A 15905-nucleotide genomic window follows, 5' to 3' on the forward strand; every position below is an offset into this window, starting at 1 on the left:
CGGACCTTCAGCCCCTGCCCCCGGGCGGGCGGGGCACGGACGGACCGATCGGTCCTGTCGCTGTCTTCTCCAGGGGGCGAGCGCGACAACAGACCCTCACGCGGCCGAAAGGCGGTGGGCAGCATGGAATCCCCTCTGGTAGTCGGCATCGACGGTTCCGATCCCGGTCTGACGGCCCTGGACTGGGCCGTCGACGAGGCCGTACGGCAGGGGCGTCCCCTGCGGATCGTGTACGCCTCGCTGTGGGAGCGGTACGAGGGGGCCGTGCCGCCCTGGGCCACCGACCGGCCATGGGGCCAGGTCCTCGCCGACAACGTCATCGGCCAGGCCGCGGAACGCGCCCGGCGACGGGCGGTCGGGCTTTCCTTCACCACCCACGTCGCCGCCGAGGACGCCCCCGGCGCCCTGCTCAGGGAAGGGCGGGGAGCGTGGGGCGTCGTCGTCGGCGCACGGGGGCGCAGCGAACTCGGCGACCTCCTGCTGGGGTCGGTCGGTCTCGTCGTGGCCGCCCGGGCGTCGTGTCCCGTCGTCGTCGTCCGGGGGGACCGGCAGGCCCTGGAAGCGCGCCATGAGCGGATCCTCCTCGGGGTCGGCGACCAGGACGCCGACGGCCCGTCCGTCGCGTTCGCCTTCCGCGAGGCGGAGCTCCGCGACGCGGAACTGGACGCGGTGCGCACCTGGCGCCGGCCCCTCCTCGACACGCTCGACCACCCGCTCCCGCGCGGGGAGGCCGGGGCGTACCTCGCGGAGGAGGCGTCCGGGACCCTGGACAAGGCCCTCGCCGCCCATTCCCGGGCGCACCCGGGGGTCCGGGTGCGCCGGAGCTGCGTCGAGGGGGCCGCGCACCGGGTGCTGACCGAGCGCTCCGCCGCCGCCGACCTCCTCGTCCTGGGTGCCCGCCGGCGGGACGGAATCGTCGGCCTCCAACTGGGCAGGGTCGCCCACAGGGCGCTGCACCACGCCCTGTGTCCGGTCGCCGTCGTGCCACAGCCGCCACCCGCAGCCGCGGAAGGGGATGAATGACGTACACGACAGCCGCGGAAGGGGGTGAATGACCTACACGACCGGCGCCCTGAGCCACCGGAGCGACCTCGGCCGCCGCGTCATGATGCGGCGGCCGGCAGCTCGTCCCGTCCCGCGAGCGAGGAGGACCGCGACGCGTCACGGGACGGCGGATCCCCGTCCCTGGTGGGCCTGGAGAGCCTGCCGTGCCGGGGGCGTGAACCAGCGGGGGCGGTGGGCACTCACGGGCTCAGCCCAGTGGGACGACCGCCACCGGCGCAGGGCTGTGGTGGACGACCGCGTGCGCCACGTGACCGATGTGCGGACCGACCGGCAGCCGACGGGCGCGGCGTCCCACGACGGCCAGTTCCGCCTCCCGCGACGCCTCGGCCATGTGATGAGCGGCCGGACCCGTGACCGCCTCGGCCGTGACGTCGGCACCCGGATACCGCGCGCGCCACGGCGACAGCAGCTTTTCGAGACCCACGCGCACGCCGGCCCCCATCTCCTCATTGATTCCCGGGTCCACGACGGCCGCGTAGCCGTAGGAGGCGGGCACCGTCCAGGTGCTGAGGAACCGAAGCGGAGCGTGCCGCCGGGCCGCCTCCGCGAAGGCGAAGGCCAGCAGCGGCTCGCACGGGTGACGCAGGTCGACACCCACCAGGATCCCGTGGGCGGAGGCCGCCGGGTCCGGGCGCTCCGCGCGCACGAGCACGACCGGCTGCCGGGCCGTGCCCACGACAGCGAGGGAGACCGAGCCCATGACGAAACCGAGGACGCCGCCCAGCCCGCGTGAGCCGAGCACCAGGAGGTCCGCCTCGCCCGCGGCGGCGACCAGCTCGTCCGCCGCTCGCCCGCGCGTCCGCTCCGTGGTGACCTCCATGTCCGGGTGCTCCTTCCGGGCCCGGTCCGCCTCGTCCCGCAGCAGGGTCTCGGCCCGCTCGTACAGCGTCCGGAAGTAAGGGGCCGGGATCTCCGGGGTGTTCGGCCACTCCTCCACGTGCACGAGGCGGAGCGGAACCTGGCGGAGGGCCGCTTCCCCCGCAGCCCAGCGGGCCGCGGCGAGGCTCTCGTCCGAGCCGTCCAGTCCCACGGTGACCTGTGCTGTCATCACTGCCTCCTCGGCCGTCGCCGTCGATGACACCAGGCTCGTCCGGCGCCCGCCCGTGCGGTGAGGGCCGGGCAGGTCGCCATCGGGGCCGAACGGCCCTCGCGGTCGGTGCCCCGCGGTGCCAGCGTGAGGAGTGACGTCCTTCCGGGCGCGGTACGAGCCCCGGGCGCACACCCGAGGAGGAGCCATGAGCAGCGAGACCCTCGTCCGGCCCGAGCTGACCGACGTCGTCGCGGGGATCGACGGATCCCCCTCGGCCCGGACGGCCGCCTTGTGGGCCGCCGCGGAGGCGGACCGCCGGTCGCGTCCCCTGCACCTCGTCCACGCCGCCGACACCGACCGGCGCGCCTACTGGAGCGACGCCGCGACGATCCAGGCCGTCCGGGAAACCGGGCGCGACCTGCTGTCCGACACCGAGGAGGCGGTCCGGGAACGCTTCCCGGACCTCGTCGTCACCCGGCTGCTCGGCCGGCGGGAACCGCTCGACGGACTCCGGGAGGCCGCGGGCGAAGACAAGACGATCGTGGTCGGCAGCAGGGGCCTCGGAGGCTTCGCCGCGCTCCTCCTCGGGTCCGTGGGACTCGGAGTGGCCGCCCGCGCGGACGTGCCGGTGATCGTGGTGCGCGGCGAGGCGGAGCGTCCCGAGGCGGGTTCCGTGACCGCGGCGGTCCGTGACTCCGCGGACCTGGGCTGGCTCCTCCTCGCCGCGGCCGAGGCGGACGTCCGCAAGGCCCCGCTGCGCCTCCTGAGCGTGTGGAACCTCCTCACGCACGTCGGCGACGTGGCGACCATGCTCGACGACCTCGACGCCGCCGCCCACCGGCGGGTGCACGAGGTGAAGGCCCTCGCCGACCGCGTCCGCGCGTGGTACCCGGACCTGACCGTGACCCACCACGTGGAGACCGGCACCTCGACGCCCGGGATGCTCGTCGAGGCCGGTGCTCACACCGACCTGATCGTGATGGGCCGGGGACACCGGCCCCTCGGGGTGGGACCCTCGCTCGGACGCGTCGCCCACGCTCTCATCCACCACGCCCAGTGCCCGGTGGAGATCGTCCCCGTCGACTTCGCGACACGGGGCGGCGACACGCCGTGAACGACCTCCTGTACGGAGTGGACCCCGCGGAGCTCTCCGTACCCGCCCTGGTGTGGGCCGCGGACGAGGCCGACCGCAGACGGCTGCGGCTGCGCCTCGTCGTCGCCGTACCCCCTGTCCACGACCGGTTGAGGTACGACGCCCTGGGACACCGCACCGCCTTGCGGATCCGCGCGGAGTCCGCCCTCTCCGACGTCCGGGAACTCGTCCGGAGGCTCCATGACGATCTGCGGACGACCGAGGACCTCGTGGACGGGGCGCCGGCCACGGTACTGCTCGCACGGGCGGCCGATGCCGCACTGGTGGTGATCGGGTCGCGTCGGCTCGGCAGGGCCGCCGAACTGCTCAGTGAGCGCTCGGTGGTCGTCCCGCTCACCGCGCGCGCTCCCTGCCCCGTCGTCGTGGTCCGGGCACCGGAACACACCGAGGTCCATCCGCCGACGCTCGTGGTCGGCGTGGACGGCAGCGAACAGAGCCAGGCCGCCGTGGCGTTCGCCGTGCGGGAGGCGAGCCTGCGCGCGGCACGACTGCGAGCCGTCTGGGTCTGGCCCCGCCCGCTCCTCGTGCACGAGGACACCGCCGCCGGACTGTCCGAGCGCCGCCGTCTTCTCGCGGAGTCCGTGGCCGGCTGGGCGGTGCACCACCCCGAGGTGGACATCGTCCAGGACGTCGTCCGCGGACATCCGGTGGAGCAACTCGCGCTGGCCGCGAGCGCATCCCTCGCGGTCGTCGTGGGCCGGACCGGCCGCGGCGGCTACTCGGGCATGCGCCTCGGATCGACGGTCCACGGCCTCCTGCACCACGCCGACTGCCCCGTGGTCGCCGTCCCCTCCGACACGCCGGAGGGACGCGGGGGCCGCGTCAGGGGCCGGGCCGGACGTTCCCCTGGCCCGGAGTGCGACCTGCCTCCGTCGTGCTGACCCGTTCCGGCACCGGGAGCCGCGCACGCCGCGCCCAACGGCGGCCGCCAGGACGTCGGGATGAGGGCGCTTCGAGGGCCGGTCGGTCCCCACGGCAACGGGACCGTTCGGCCCTCCCGGACAACCCCCTTCGACACTGCGCCGCTGGGTGTACGGGCGGAACGATGGAACCGCGGGGCCGGACCGGACCGCGCAGACGGGCGCCCCCGGGACGGCACGCGCACCATGGGAGAGGAGCAGAACGATGACCGGACCCAAGCAGGAACGCGGGCACACCTTCTTCCCCGACCTCGACACCTGGTTCGGCCGGGAGTTCCCGGGGCTCCCCGGATGGCGCCCCGCCACGGCCGCCCACGCCATCCCGGTCGAGGTCTCCAGCGGTGCCGACGGTGTCTGCACCCTGAGGGCCGAACTCCCCGGGATGGACCCGGACGACATCACCATCACCGTCGACGACAACCTCATCACCGTGAGCGCCGAGCACCGGGAGGGCACCGAGGACAAGGACCACTCGGAGTTCCGCTACGGCGCGTTCCGCAGGACCGTACGCCTCCCGGACACCATTCCCGCGGACGACGTCGACGCCTCGTACGCGGACGGGATCCTGACCGTCCGCGTCCCGATGCCCGCCCAGGACACCCGCACGGCACGGACCGTCCGCGTCAAGCGGGCCCTCAGCGAGGAGGAGGACCGGTCATGACCCCCAAGCGCGTCCTCGTCGCCTACGGCAGCAAGCACGGCTCCACCGGCGGCATCGCCGACGAGATCGGCAGGGCCCTGCGGGACGACGGGTTCGACGCCGACGTCCGGCCCGCCGACACCGTCACCGACGTCAGCGCCTACGACGGCGTCGTCCTCGGCGGAGCGCTGTACGCCGGACGCTGGAACGGCAAGGCCCGCCGGTGCGCCCGGCGCAACGCCGAGCAGCTCCGCCACCGGCCCGTCTGGCTGTTCAGCAGCGGCCCCGTCGACAGGTCCGCCGAACAGCACGACATCCCGCCCGTCCGCGGGGTCGCCCGCCGGATGAAGCAGCTCGGCGCGAGGGAGCACGTCACCTTCGGGGGCGCCCTCACCGCCGACAACCCTGATCTGGTCGCCCGCACCCTGGTCCGTCACGGCAAGGGCGGCGACTTCCGTGACCCGGCCCGCATCCGGGCCTGGGCCCACCACATCGGAGCCGCACTCGGAGGAGCCGGCTGAACCCTTCGTCCTCCCGCCCCGAGGGGGACCGACGCCCGGAGGCGTGCCATGACCGACCGTGAACCGCCCCATCCGGGGACACGGCCGTCGGACGGCGGCCCGGGCCGCCGCGCGGCCGTGATCGTCGTGCTGATCCTCGCCCTGGTCTGCGGCGCGATCGCCGCCGGATACCTGTGGAGCTTCGCGGCCCGGTCGGACCGCGTCCGCGCCGCCCATCTGCACCAGGTGACGGCGACCACGACGGGCCCGGCCCAGGGCCAGTCCCTTCTGGCGCGGAGCGGTGCGTCCGACCGAGCCGTCGCACCCGCGGTCTGGGAGTATCCGGACGGCGTGCGCCGCTCCGGCAGCGTCGACGTACCGGCCGGGACGCCTCAGGGACGAACCGTGACGGTCTCGGTGGACGACTCGGGAGCCCCTGTCGGGCGGCCCGGAGGCACGTCCGACCGGCTGCTGATGTCCGCCGCCGGCGGCACCGCGACGGCCGGCGCGGTCGCCGCGACCGGAGCGGGCGTCCTCGTACTCCTTCGGCGGAGGGTCGACGGCCGCGCCCTCGCCGCGGTGGAGCGCGAGTGGGAGCAGGTCGAACCCGTCTGGTCCGGCCGGCTCCGGAAGGGGAACGGCAGCGGCGCGGACGACATCTGACAGCGGCAGATCGGCAGGAGGGGCCCCGTGCTCGTCCGCGCGCCGCCGTCAGAGGGACTTGTGCAGGATCGACGGTTCGTCGCCGCCCTGGTCGAGACGGAAGGGCGGGTAGGCGTCCGTCATGAGGCTCGCGTAGGCGGCCACGCGCAGCACCCACCGGTTCAGCCCGACGACCAGGTCGAACAGATCACGCGGATACCGTGCGGTGAAGGCCAGGGCGATGACCGCGATGACCGCGAGCAGCGTGATCAGGCCGCCGCTCCACCACCCGGCGCGCGAACCGCCGGTGAAGAACGCCAGGATCAGGTAGTGCGGGATGGCGAGCAGCCACCATTTGACCAGCACCTGCGAGCGCGAGAGCCGCTCCGGGTAGGCGATGTCGAGCCGGGCGGGATAGCCGGGTTCGGGACCCAGGCTGAAGGGCGGGTAGCGGTCGGTGCCGAGCGCGCCGTAGGAGTAGTACGAGACCCGCCAGGACCAGCGGAGCACGCCGAGGCTGAAGTCGAACAGGCTCCGCGGGTAGCGCTCGGTGAACAGGATCGCGAAGAAGGCGATCACCGTCACGACCAGGAAGGCGATCCACAGGAAGAGCAGCACGATCCAGTGCGGGATCACCAGGATCCACTTGACCAGCCACAGCCAGCGGGAGAGCGGGTCGTCGAGTTCGGCCGTCACCCGGACCGGCCGGGGGGACATCGGTCCTGCGTCCATCGTGGTCCACCTTCCCGCGCCGTCCGGTCGGTGCACGGAAGCCGGTCGGCGGCTTCCGTGACCCCGTCGACGCCGTCGCAGAGTCTGGGCGGAACCGGTACGGGCCGGGGGCGAGGGACCGTGCCGCTCACCATGACGCGGCCGTCCTGCCCCGCCACCGTCGTCCGGGGCCCCGCGCCGACGGCGGTGGGTGTCGCCGGCGCGGCTTCGTCGCGGTGTCTCGTCTTCGGTCACCTTTCGTGCGCCCCCTTCTCAGGGTCCCTCGTGTCCGCCGGTCGGGGCGGGGGGAGGACCGTCCGGTCCCCTCGGCCGGCCGTGGTCGTGGGCGTAGGCCGCGAAGACCTCCTCCGGTCCTCCGCCCGTGCGCAGGAAACGCTCGTCGAGCACGCCGGCGAGGTCGTCCAGCGCCTGGTTCAGCACCGATGCGGAGAGCCGCACGTCCGGATGCTCCGCCTCCGCCCCACGCTCGGCGAGGCCCAGCGCGTAACCGAGCCGGCGGGGCAGGGCGGTGTTCTCGTCGGCGTCGTGGAAGTAGTACGACTCGGCGTACTGCAGGAAGTCGACGGTGACGGTGGCGAGGGCGGCGGCGAGTCCGTCGAGGATCGCCGCGCCGCCGCCGGAGTCGAGCGAGCGGTTGGTGACCCTGCTGCGGCGCAGGTGCGAGAGCCGCAGGGCGAGGGTCCTGCGGCGGGCGAGAGCGGGGTAGATGCCGAGGATCCACGCGACGGTCGCGGACAGCAGGACGAACCCCACCAGGGCCTCCATGGGGGCCAGTACGCGCAGCCATCCCGCGGTGGGCGCGATGTCACCGAGGCCGAGCGTGGCCAGGGTGACGAGGGAGACGTACAGCGCGTCCAAGGGGCCGGCGTGCTGGGCGGGGGTGAGACCGGAGGCGTAGGAGAAGTCGTCCGGCATGTGGGGCCAGTAGACGAGCCCCCAGCCGACGGCCACGGTCAGGGCCCACACGGCCACGACCACGACCATGCCGAGGGGGCCGGCGAGCCCGGCCGGCCGGCCGCGGGAGCCGCGATGGGCCGACACGCGCCAGACGGTCCGCATGACGAGCCTGCTCAGACCGCCGTGGCGGGTCGGATGCCACAGCGTGTGGAAGACGTCCCGGAGGATGACGAGGACCAGGAGAGCACCCAACGGCGTCACGATCCAGGCCATCCGTACGTCCCTTCCGCTACGAGGCAGCCCCGGGGGCGGCGACCCGGTGCCGGACGACGGCCGTCAGCGCCGACAGACGGGTCGACATCGGGGGAACCGGAGCGACCGGCCCGTCGATGCGGCGTGCCGGCTCCGGAAGCGCCGCGAGATCCGCCTCGAAGCGGGCCCGGGCCGCCGCGAGGGTCTCCGGAGGCCCGGTGGTGCGCAGTCCGCCGCGCATCACGGTCCGCAGCAGCGGCTCCGTGCCCTCGGGCGGTTCCTCGTTCGCCAGGCCGATCACATCGTGCAGCCCCGGCCCCCGGAAGACCTGCTTCGGGCCGGGTGCGGTGACCTTGGCGGACGACAGCTTCATGACGGGCCTGCCGGAGTACTCGACCAGCTTGTAGGCCGCGTCCAGATACGGCGCGTCGGCGGCCGTCCCGACCTTCGTCCCGACGGCGTACGCGTCGATCGGCGCACCCTCCCGCACCAGCCGGTCCACCCCGTACTCGTCCAGGCCGCCGCTCGCGATGATCCGGACGTCCGCAAGGCCCGCGGCGTCGAGCGTGGCGCGGGCCCGGCGGGCCAGCGCCCCCAGGTCTCCGCTGTCGAGCCGGATCGCGCATCCCTCGGCGAGTCCGAGGTCCGCGAACACACGTGCCGCCGTGGCCACCCCGCGCCCGGTGTCGTAGGTGTCGACCAGGAACGTCACCGGTCCGGGATGGGTGCGGGTGAAGGCGCGGAACGCCTGCTCCTCCGAGGAGAAGCACTCGATGTACGAGTGGGCCATCGTTCCGGCCGCCGGGATGCCGTACCGGCAGGCGGCGGCGACGTTGCTGGTGCCCGCGAATCCGACCAGGGCGCACAGCCGGGCCGCCTGCATGCCGGCTCCGGGCCCGTGGGTCCTGCGGAGGGAGAAGTCGACCAGCGGGCGTCCGGCGGCCGCCAGCACGCATCGGGCCGCCTTGGACGCGACGGCCGTCTGGTGGCAGAGCAGCGACAGCAGGGACGTCTCCACCAGTTGTGCCTGCGGAAGCGCCGCGGTCACCTCCAGGAGGGGCTCGCCGGCGAAGACGATCCGGCCTTCCGGAACGGCCCGCACCTCCCCGTCGAAGGAGAGCCCCACCAGCGGTTCGAGGTCCGCGACGGGCCGCCGCAGCGCCTTCGCGAACTCCTCGGCGTCCGCACGGCCCACCCGGAACCGCGCGAGGTGGTCGAGGGCCGGTTCCAGACCGGCGGCGACCAGGAAACCCCGCCCCGGAGGAAGATCCCGCACGAACAGACTGAACGTGGCCGGTGCCCGCATGTCCTCCCGCAGGTACGAGAGCGCCATGGTGATCTCGTACAGGTCGGTGGTCGTCACCTCGGACATGCTTCGAGCATGCGCGGCCGGCCGGTGTCCCGCACGGGGGGACGGGTGCCGGGGTCACGCCCCGGCGGCGAGGGTGAGGCCGCACCGCACGTCCACCACGCCCTCGACGGACCGGGCCAGGCGCTCCGCGACCGGGATGAGCGTGCTGTCGCGCACGTCGCCGGTCAGGGTGACGACTCCGGCCTCGACGCGGACGTCGATCCGGTCCCGGGAGAGCGGGAAGAGGTGCGCGACGACGTCACGGCGCACCTCGGCGGCGAGCTCCTCGTCGGGGCGGAGGAAGACCTTCAGCAGGTCGGACCGGCTGACGACGCCCTGGATCAGCCCGTCCGCGTCGACGACCGGCAGCCGCTTCACCCGTCGGGTGGCCATGATCCGGGCCGCCCGCGACAGCGACGCCTCGGGGCGTACGGTGACGGCGGGGGCGGTCATCAGATCCGCCGCGCGGTCGGAGCCGGCCTTGGCGGAGGCGTCGCGTCGCCGCAGCTGTTCCACCATGCCGAGCCGGTGGTCGTGGAACTCCTCCTTGAGCAGCAGGTCCGCCTCGGACACGACGCCGACGACCCGGCCCTCGCCCTCCAGGACGGGGAGGGCGGTCACCTTCCAGCGCTCCATGGCGGTGGCGATCTCCTTGAAGGAGGTGTCGGGCCGGACGGCGACGATCTTGGTGGTCATCACGTCGGCGACGGTGAACGGCCGTCCGGTCATGTCGCTCTCCCGGGTCCGCGTGGTGGTCATGGTGTCCTCCAGCCCTTCTCTCCCAGGTTCCCGCGCGGCGCGGGGCGGGCGGGAGGGCCTCGCGGGTCCCGCCGCGGGGCCGAAGGGCCCGCGTCAGCGGATCAGGACGGTCTCGCCGGAGCGGGGCACGACGGCCGTCCAGCCCAGTTCGTGGTCGATGCGGTCGCGCAGCGCCTCGGAGGCGGCGGGTTCGCCGTGCACGACGTAGGTGGTGTGCGGGGCGGGGGCGCCCCGGAGCCAGTCGACGATCTGTGCCGCGTCGGCGTGGGCGGAGAAGTGCGGTACGTCGGCGACCTCGGCGCGTACGGGCACGTACTCGCCGAACATCTTCAGCGTGCGGGCCCCGTCCACCAGGTCCCGGGCCCGGGTGCCGGCCGCGGCGAAACCGACCACGACGACGGCGTTGCGCGGGTCGGGCAGAAGGCGGTGCAGGTGGTGCAGAACGCGGCCGCCGGTGGCCATGCCCGCGGAGGAGACGATGACGGCGGGGCCGTGCGTGCTGTTGATGTCGATGGACTCCTGCACGGTCCGCGCGGCGAGGAACGGGGCCGGGCTCAGCGCGGCGTCGCCCTGGGCGAGGATCTCGGGCCGCAGCTCGGGGGAGCGCTCGCGCACGGCGTCGCGGTAGACGTCGAGCGCGGCCAGGGCCATGGGACTGTCCACGTAGACGGGCACCGAACGGGGCAGCACGCCCGACTCGCGCAGCCGGGTCAGTTCGTGCAGGACGACCTCGGTCCGGTCGATCGCGAAGGCCGGGATCACCACCGTCCCGCCCCGGGCGACGGTCCGTGCGATCACCGCCGCGAACTCCGCACGAGCCGAATCCTGGTCGTGGCGGCGGTCGCCGTACGTCGACTCGATCAGCAGCGTGTCGGCCCCGGAGAACGGCTCCGGCGGCAGAAGCAGCGGGTGCCCGGGCCGCCCCAGGTCGCCGGAGACGGCCAGCGTGTGCCCGTCCTCCAGCGTGAGGTGGGCCCAGGCCGAGCCGAGGATGTGGCCGCCGTGGTGGAGCGCCAGCCGGGTGCCGGACATGATCTCCACCTCCGCCCCGACGGGGACGGGGTCGAAGAACGACAGCGTCTTGTCGACGTCGGTGTCGTCGTAGAGGGGCTTGGCCGGGCGGTGCTTGGACCAGCCGTGCTCGTCGGCGTGCCGGGCCGCCTCCGTCTGCAGGCGCGCACTGTCCCGCAGGACGATCCCGGCGAGGCGCGCCGTGTGCGGGGTGGCGAGGATCGGCCCGCGGAATCCCTGCCGGACCAGGCGCGGCAGGTAGCCGCAGTGGTCCAGGTGGGCGTGGGTGACGACCACGGCGCGGACGTCCGCCGCGTCGCGGGCGAACCGGTCCCAGTTGCGCCGGCGCAGCTTCGCGAAACCCTGGAAGAGACCGCAGTCGACAAGGATCCGGGCATGGTCGCTCTCGACGAGGAACTTGCTGCCGGTGACCGTCCCCACGCCGCCCAGGAAGCTGAGCAGGGCGGGGCGCGGTGCCGGCGGGGTGGTCTGCGCCGCTGTCTCGGACATGGGAAGGCCCTTCCTCGCGAGAGGAGCCGGTCGCACCGGTCCAGTTCCACCCTGGCGCCGTCCGGTGCGGCGTGCCAGGGGACCGAGGGGGCCCGACCGGGGACCGGTCGGCCCATGCGGACGGTCACGCCCACGGGCCAGCCTGACGGTGGGATCCGTGGGACGAGATCCGCGGACCCGGTGGGAAGGCGGTCGTCATGAAGGCTCTCGTGTTCCAGGGGACGGGCGAGGTGGCGTGGGAGGAGGTGTCCGATCCCAAGGTCGAGGACGCCGCCGACGCGATCGTCCGCGTCGACGCCGTCACCCTCTGCGGCACCGATCTGCACATCGTCAAGGGGGACGTGCCCGAGGTCGAACCCGGCCGCGTCCTCGGCCACGAGGCGGTGGGCACCGTGGTCGAGACGGGCGGCGACGTGCGGACGGTGCGGCCCGGCGACCGGGTCCTCGTCTCCTGCATCTCCTCCTGCGGACGCTGCGCCTTCTGCCGCGAGCGGCGCTACGGTCAGTGCCGGGGCGGAGGCGGATGGGTCCTCGGCCACCTGATCGACGGGACGCAGGCCGAGTACGTCCGGGTGCCCTTCGCCGATCTCTCCGTCCACCCGCTGCCGAACACGGTCGACAGCTTCGACGCCGTGCTCCTCGCGGACATCTTCCCCACCGCCTACGAGGTGGGCGTCCTCAACGGCCGCGTCCGCCCGGGCGACACCGTCGTCGTGGTCGGCTCGGGCCCCATCGGCCTCGCCGCGATCATCACCGCATGCCTCTACAGCCCGGGCCGGATCATCGCCGTCGACCTCGCCGACTCCCGCCTCGCCGCCGCGCGCCGGCTCGGCGCCGATGCCACCGCCACGGCCGCCGAAGGACCGGAACAGCTCGTCGCCGACCTCACCGACGGCCTCGGCGCCGACGTCGTCATGGAGGCCGTGGGAGTACCCGAGACCTTCGAGATGTGCACCCGCATGGTCCGCCCCGGAGGTCACGTCGCCAACATCGGCGTCCACGGCAAGCCCGCCGCCCTCCACCTCGAAGACCTGTGGATCAAGGACGTCACCCTCACCACCGGCCTCGTCGACACCTCGTCGACCCCCATGCTGCTGCGCATGACGGCCGCCGGCCGGCTCCCCACCGCCGGACTGGTCACCCACCGCTTCGCACTCGGGCAGATGGAAGAGGCGTACGACGTCTTCGCCCGCGCCGCCGAGACCGGTGCGATCAAGGTCGCTCTCGGCAGTCCGCAGCACACGGCCGTCCAGGCCGCGGGAGCCGCATGAACGGTCGAATCCGCACCGGCGCCGCACCGCCGCACGCCGTCGTCCTCGACACCGACGGCGTGCTGATCGACTCCGCCGCCGTCCACGCGGCGGCGTGGAAGACCGCGTTCGACGCCTGCCTCGCGGAGTGGGCACCCGGTACGGAGCGGCAGGAGCCGTTCGACGCGGACGCGGACTACCGGCGGTACGTCGACGGCAGGTCCCGGTACGACGGTGCCGAGGCGTTCCTGGCCGCCCGAGGCATCCGCCTGCCGCCCGGGACGGCCGACGACCGCCCGGGCCGCGACACGGTCCGGGCCGTGGCGGCGCGCAAGGAGCAGGCGTTCCGTGGTGCCCTGCGCACCCGGCCGGTCGTCGCCTTCGAGGACGCCGTACGGGCACTGACCCTTCTCCGAGGCCTCCGCGTGCCGTGCGCCGCGGTGTCCGCCTCCCGGCACGCCCGTGAGCTCCTCGCCGCCGGCGGGGTCGACGGCCTCCTGCGCACGGTCGTGGACGGTGAGGAAGCGGACCGGGTCGGGCTCCCGGGCAAGCCGGACCCCGCGCTCTTCCTCCACGCGGCGCACGCCCTCGGCGTCCGCCCCCGCGACTGCGCTGTCGTCGAGGACGCCCTCGCCGGTGTCCTGGCGGGCAGCCGGGGACGCTTCGGCCTCGTCGTCGGTGTCGACCGCACCCCGGACCGGCACACCAGCGACGCGCTGCGCGCACACGGCGCCCACCTCGTCGTCGCCGGCCTCGTGGAGTTCGTGGAGGCGGTGTGGGGAGCGGGGCCGTGACCGCGGAGCCGGGCTGGACCTGGCGGTACGACGCCTACGAGCCGGAGCGCGAGCGGCTGGTGGAAGCCCTCTGCACCCTCGGGAACGGCCGGTTCGCCACCCGGGGCTCCACACCCGAATGCGCCGCCGGCGCCACGCACTACCCGGGCACCTATCTCGCGGGCTGCTACGACCGGCGCACCTCGATCGTCGACGGCCGGGCGGTCGAGAACGAGGACCTCGTCAACCTCCCGAACTGGACCCTGCTGCGGTACCGCCGCCTGCCCGCGGGCGAACCGGCGGGGGAGTGGCTCACCCCCGACTCCGGCGAGCTGCGCCACTACCACGTCAGGCTCGACCTGCGGCGAGGAGTCCTGCACCGCGGCCTGTTCTTCGAGGACGCCCGAGGACGCGGCCTGCGCGTCGGACACACCCGCATCGTCCACATGGGGGATCCTGGGCTCGCCGCCCAGCGCACCACGTTCCACGCTTACGGCTGGAGCGGCGAGATCGAGATCGAGTCCGCGCTCGACGGCGACGTCGCCAACACCGGCGTCGAGCGCTACCGCCACCTGGAGGGCCGGCACCTGTCCGGCCACCGGACCGTGGTCGCGCCCGGCGGGGTCGCCGCCCTGTCCTGCCGCACGAGCGACCCGGGCCACCGGATCGCCCTGGCCGTCCGTACGGTCACCCGTCCCGGGCGCCCCGCCCGGACGACCGGTACCCCGACCGGCACCGTGCAGGTGTACCGCCTGCCCATCGCCAGGGGACGGACGGTACGGGTGACCAAGACGCTGGCCCTGCGCACCTCACTGGACCACCCGCCGGGCGGCTCCCTCGCGCCGGCCGTCGAGGCGGCCACCGCGGCGCCCGGCTTCCCCGCGCTCCGTGCCGCGCACGAGGCGGCCTGGCGGGAACTCTGGGAGCAGGGTGAGCTGCAGGTGCCGGGGGAGCCGGGCCGCCTCCTGCGGCTGCACACCTTCCACCTGCTGCAGACGCTCTCCCCGCACACGGCCGGCCTCGACGTCGGCGTACCGGCCCGGGGGCTGCACGGCGAGGCGTACCGCGGCCACGTCTTCTGGGACGAGCTCTTCGTCCTGCCCTACCTCGACCTCCACTTCCCGGACGTCGCCAAAGCCCTGCTCCGGTACCGTCACCGGCGCCTGCCCGCCGCGCGCGAGGCGGCCCGGCAGGCGGGCCTCGCGGGCGCCATGTACCCCTGGCAGAGCGGTGGTTCAGGAGACGAGGAGACCCAGGAGGTGCACCTCAACCCCCGCTCGGGCCGCTGGCTGCCCGACCGTTCCCGGCTCCAGCGGCACGTCGGATCAGCCGTCGCGTACAACGTCTGGAAGTACGCGCGGGCCACCGGGGACGACGATTTCCTGCAGGGCGAGGGCGCCGAGATCATGCTGGAGGTCGCCCGGTACTGGGCGGTCGCGGCGGAGCGGGACCCCGTCCTGGACCGCTATCGCCTCCGTGGCGTCGTCGGCCCCGACGAGTACCACGACGCCTATCCCGGCGCGGTGGCCCCGGGCGTCGACGACAACGCCTACACGAACGTGGCCGCCGCCTGGGTACTCGCCCGCGGCCTCGACCTGCTGCGCGAACTGCCTGCCGGGCGGCGGGCCGAACTGAGGGAGCGACTCGGGCTCGACGAGGGGGAGACCGCCCGGTGGGACGAGGTCTCACGCCGTCTGTACGTGCCGTTCCACCGGGGAGTGATCAGCCAGTTCGCGGGGTTCGGGGAGCTCGCGGAGCTCGACTGGGAGAGGTACCGGGCCCGTTACGGGGACATCCGCCGGCTGGACCGGATCCTGGAGGCGGAGGGCGACACCGTCAACCGCTACCAGGCGTCGAAACAGGCCGACACCCTCATGCTCGGCCACCTCTTCCGGCCCGACGAGCTGTCGGCGCTGTTCGCGCGGCTCGGACACCGGCTGGACGACGAGACCTGGCGGGCCACGGTGGACTACTACCTGCGCCGCACCAGCCACGGCTCGACCCTCAGCGGTCTCGTCCACGGCTGGGTGCTCGCCCGCCTGAAGGGCGCAGGAGCCTGGCCGTACTGCGAGGAGGCCCTGCGCTCGGACGTGGCGGACGTCCAGGGCGGTACGACCGGTGAGGGCATCCACCTCGGGGCGATGGCCGGCACGATCGATCTCGTCGAGCGGGGGATCACGGGCCTGGAGGCGGGACCGGACGGCCTGCGGGTCGCACCGGTGGTCCTGCGGGAGCTGCCCCGTTTCGCCTTCACCCTCTGCTGCGGCGGGCACCGCGGCGTACGCCTGCGCGTGCTGCCCGGCCGGCTGGGGGTGCGGGTCCCCGCGGGGCGGGGCGGGCCTCTTCCGCTCGTCCTGCCCGGCGACCGCAGGTTCACCGTCCTGCCCGGTGAGGAGCGGTGGTTCCCGCTGTGAGCGCGT

At 74.1% G+C, this 15905-nt stretch carries 15 protein-coding genes; 9 read left to right on the forward strand and 6 right to left on the reverse strand.

From position 1 onward, the window contains the following. Nucleotides 1-123 precede the first annotated feature (123 nt). Nucleotides 124-1023 (forward strand): universal stress protein, encoded by a 900-nt coding sequence (locus ACFVU3_RS32210; protein ID WP_390071822.1) that lies wholly within the window; start codon nt 124-126, stop codon nt 1021-1023. A 229-nt stretch (nt 1024-1252) separates the two neighbouring features. Here ACFVU3_RS32210 and ACFVU3_RS32215 read toward each other — a convergent pair whose 3' ends face one another. After that, on the reverse strand, nt 1253-2113 hold the full coding sequence (locus ACFVU3_RS32215; protein WP_390071824.1) for a universal stress protein: 861 nt from the start codon (nt 2111-2113) through the stop codon (nt 1253-1255). Nucleotides 2114-2300: 187 nt separating this feature from the next. Here ACFVU3_RS32215 and ACFVU3_RS32220 point away from each other — a divergent pair, with 187 nt between their 5' ends. From ACFVU3_RS32220 to ACFVU3_RS32240, 5 genes are all read left to right on the forward strand, one after another. Further along, the gene (locus ACFVU3_RS32220) at nt 2301-3209 is read left to right on the forward strand and encodes a universal stress protein (RefSeq protein WP_390071826.1); all 909 of its coding nucleotides are present in this window, start codon (nt 2301-2303) and stop codon (nt 3207-3209) included. After that, complete coding sequence (locus ACFVU3_RS32225; RefSeq protein WP_390071828.1) at nt 3206-4129, forward strand: universal stress protein; 924 nt, start codon at nt 3206-3208, stop codon at nt 4127-4129. Before ACFVU3_RS32220 ends, ACFVU3_RS32225 begins: the two co-directional genes overlap by 4 nt. A 244-nt stretch (nt 4130-4373) precedes the next feature. Continuing rightward, on the forward strand, nt 4374-4829 hold the full coding sequence (locus tag ACFVU3_RS32230) for an Hsp20/alpha crystallin family protein (protein ID WP_390071830.1): 456 nt from the start codon (nt 4374-4376) through the stop codon (nt 4827-4829). Continuing rightward, a complete protein-coding gene (locus ACFVU3_RS32235) occupies nt 4826-5329 on the forward strand; it encodes a flavodoxin domain-containing protein (protein WP_390071832.1) in 504 nt (167 codons plus the stop codon). Before ACFVU3_RS32230 ends, ACFVU3_RS32235 begins: the two co-directional genes overlap by 4 nt. Nucleotides 5330-5377: 48 nt before the next feature. Next, nucleotides 5378-5971: a hypothetical protein gene (locus ACFVU3_RS32240; protein WP_390071834.1), complete on the forward strand. Its 594-nt coding sequence runs from the start codon at nt 5378-5380 to the stop codon at nt 5969-5971. Nucleotides 5972-6019: 48 nt separating this feature from the next. On the opposite strand, the gene ACFVU3_RS32245 is transcribed toward ACFVU3_RS32240, so the two are convergent. From ACFVU3_RS32245 to ACFVU3_RS32265, 5 genes are all read right to left on the reverse strand, one after another. Beyond that, nucleotides 6020-6682 (reverse strand): DUF4389 domain-containing protein, encoded by a 663-nt coding sequence (locus ACFVU3_RS32245; protein WP_390071836.1) that lies wholly within the window; start codon nt 6680-6682, stop codon nt 6020-6022. A gap of 252 nt (nt 6683-6934) precedes the next feature. Further along, the gene (locus ACFVU3_RS32250; RefSeq protein WP_390071837.1) at nt 6935-7852 is read right to left on the reverse strand and encodes a potassium channel family protein; all 918 of its coding nucleotides are present in this window, start codon (nt 7850-7852) and stop codon (nt 6935-6937) included. A gap of 16 nt (nt 7853-7868) precedes the next feature. Beyond that, nucleotides 7869-9203 (reverse strand): nicotinate phosphoribosyltransferase, encoded by a 1335-nt coding sequence (locus ACFVU3_RS32255; RefSeq protein WP_390071838.1) that lies wholly within the window; start codon nt 9201-9203, stop codon nt 7869-7871. 54 nt (nt 9204-9257) lie between these two features. Beyond that, complete coding sequence (locus ACFVU3_RS32260) at nt 9258-9911, reverse strand: CBS domain-containing protein (protein WP_390071907.1); 654 nt, start codon at nt 9909-9911, stop codon at nt 9258-9260. 123 nt (nt 9912-10034) lie between these two features. Further along, nucleotides 10035-11462: an MBL fold metallo-hydrolase RNA specificity domain-containing protein gene (locus ACFVU3_RS32265; protein WP_390071840.1), complete on the reverse strand. Its 1428-nt coding sequence runs from the start codon at nt 11460-11462 to the stop codon at nt 10035-10037. A gap of 197 nt (nt 11463-11659) precedes the next feature. Between ACFVU3_RS32265 and ACFVU3_RS32270 the strand changes: the two genes are divergently transcribed. Genes ACFVU3_RS32270 through ACFVU3_RS32280 form a run of 3 tightly spaced genes read left to right on the forward strand, consistent with a single transcriptional unit; the run spans nt 11660 to nt 15899 of the window. Beyond that, nucleotides 11660-12733, forward strand: coding sequence for a zinc-dependent alcohol dehydrogenase family protein (locus tag ACFVU3_RS32270; RefSeq protein ID WP_390071842.1), 1074 nt, complete (start codon nt 11660-11662; stop codon nt 12731-12733). Further along, nucleotides 12730-13506, forward strand: a complete 777-nt coding sequence (locus tag ACFVU3_RS32275; protein ID WP_390071844.1) for an HAD family hydrolase — start codon at nt 12730-12732, stop codon at nt 13504-13506. The genes ACFVU3_RS32270 and ACFVU3_RS32275 overlap by 4 nt, the downstream gene beginning before the upstream one ends. Beyond that, the gene (locus ACFVU3_RS32280; RefSeq protein WP_390071846.1) at nt 13503-15899 is read left to right on the forward strand and encodes a glycoside hydrolase family 65 protein; all 2397 of its coding nucleotides are present in this window, start codon (nt 13503-13505) and stop codon (nt 15897-15899) included. Before ACFVU3_RS32275 ends, ACFVU3_RS32280 begins: the two co-directional genes overlap by 4 nt. The last annotated feature ends 6 nt before the right edge of the window (nt 15900-15905 follow it).

It is taken from the genome of Streptomyces sp. NPDC058052 (genome assembly GCF_042885515.1).
Taxonomy (GTDB): domain Bacteria; phylum Actinomycetota; class Actinomycetes; order Streptomycetales; family Streptomycetaceae; genus Streptomyces.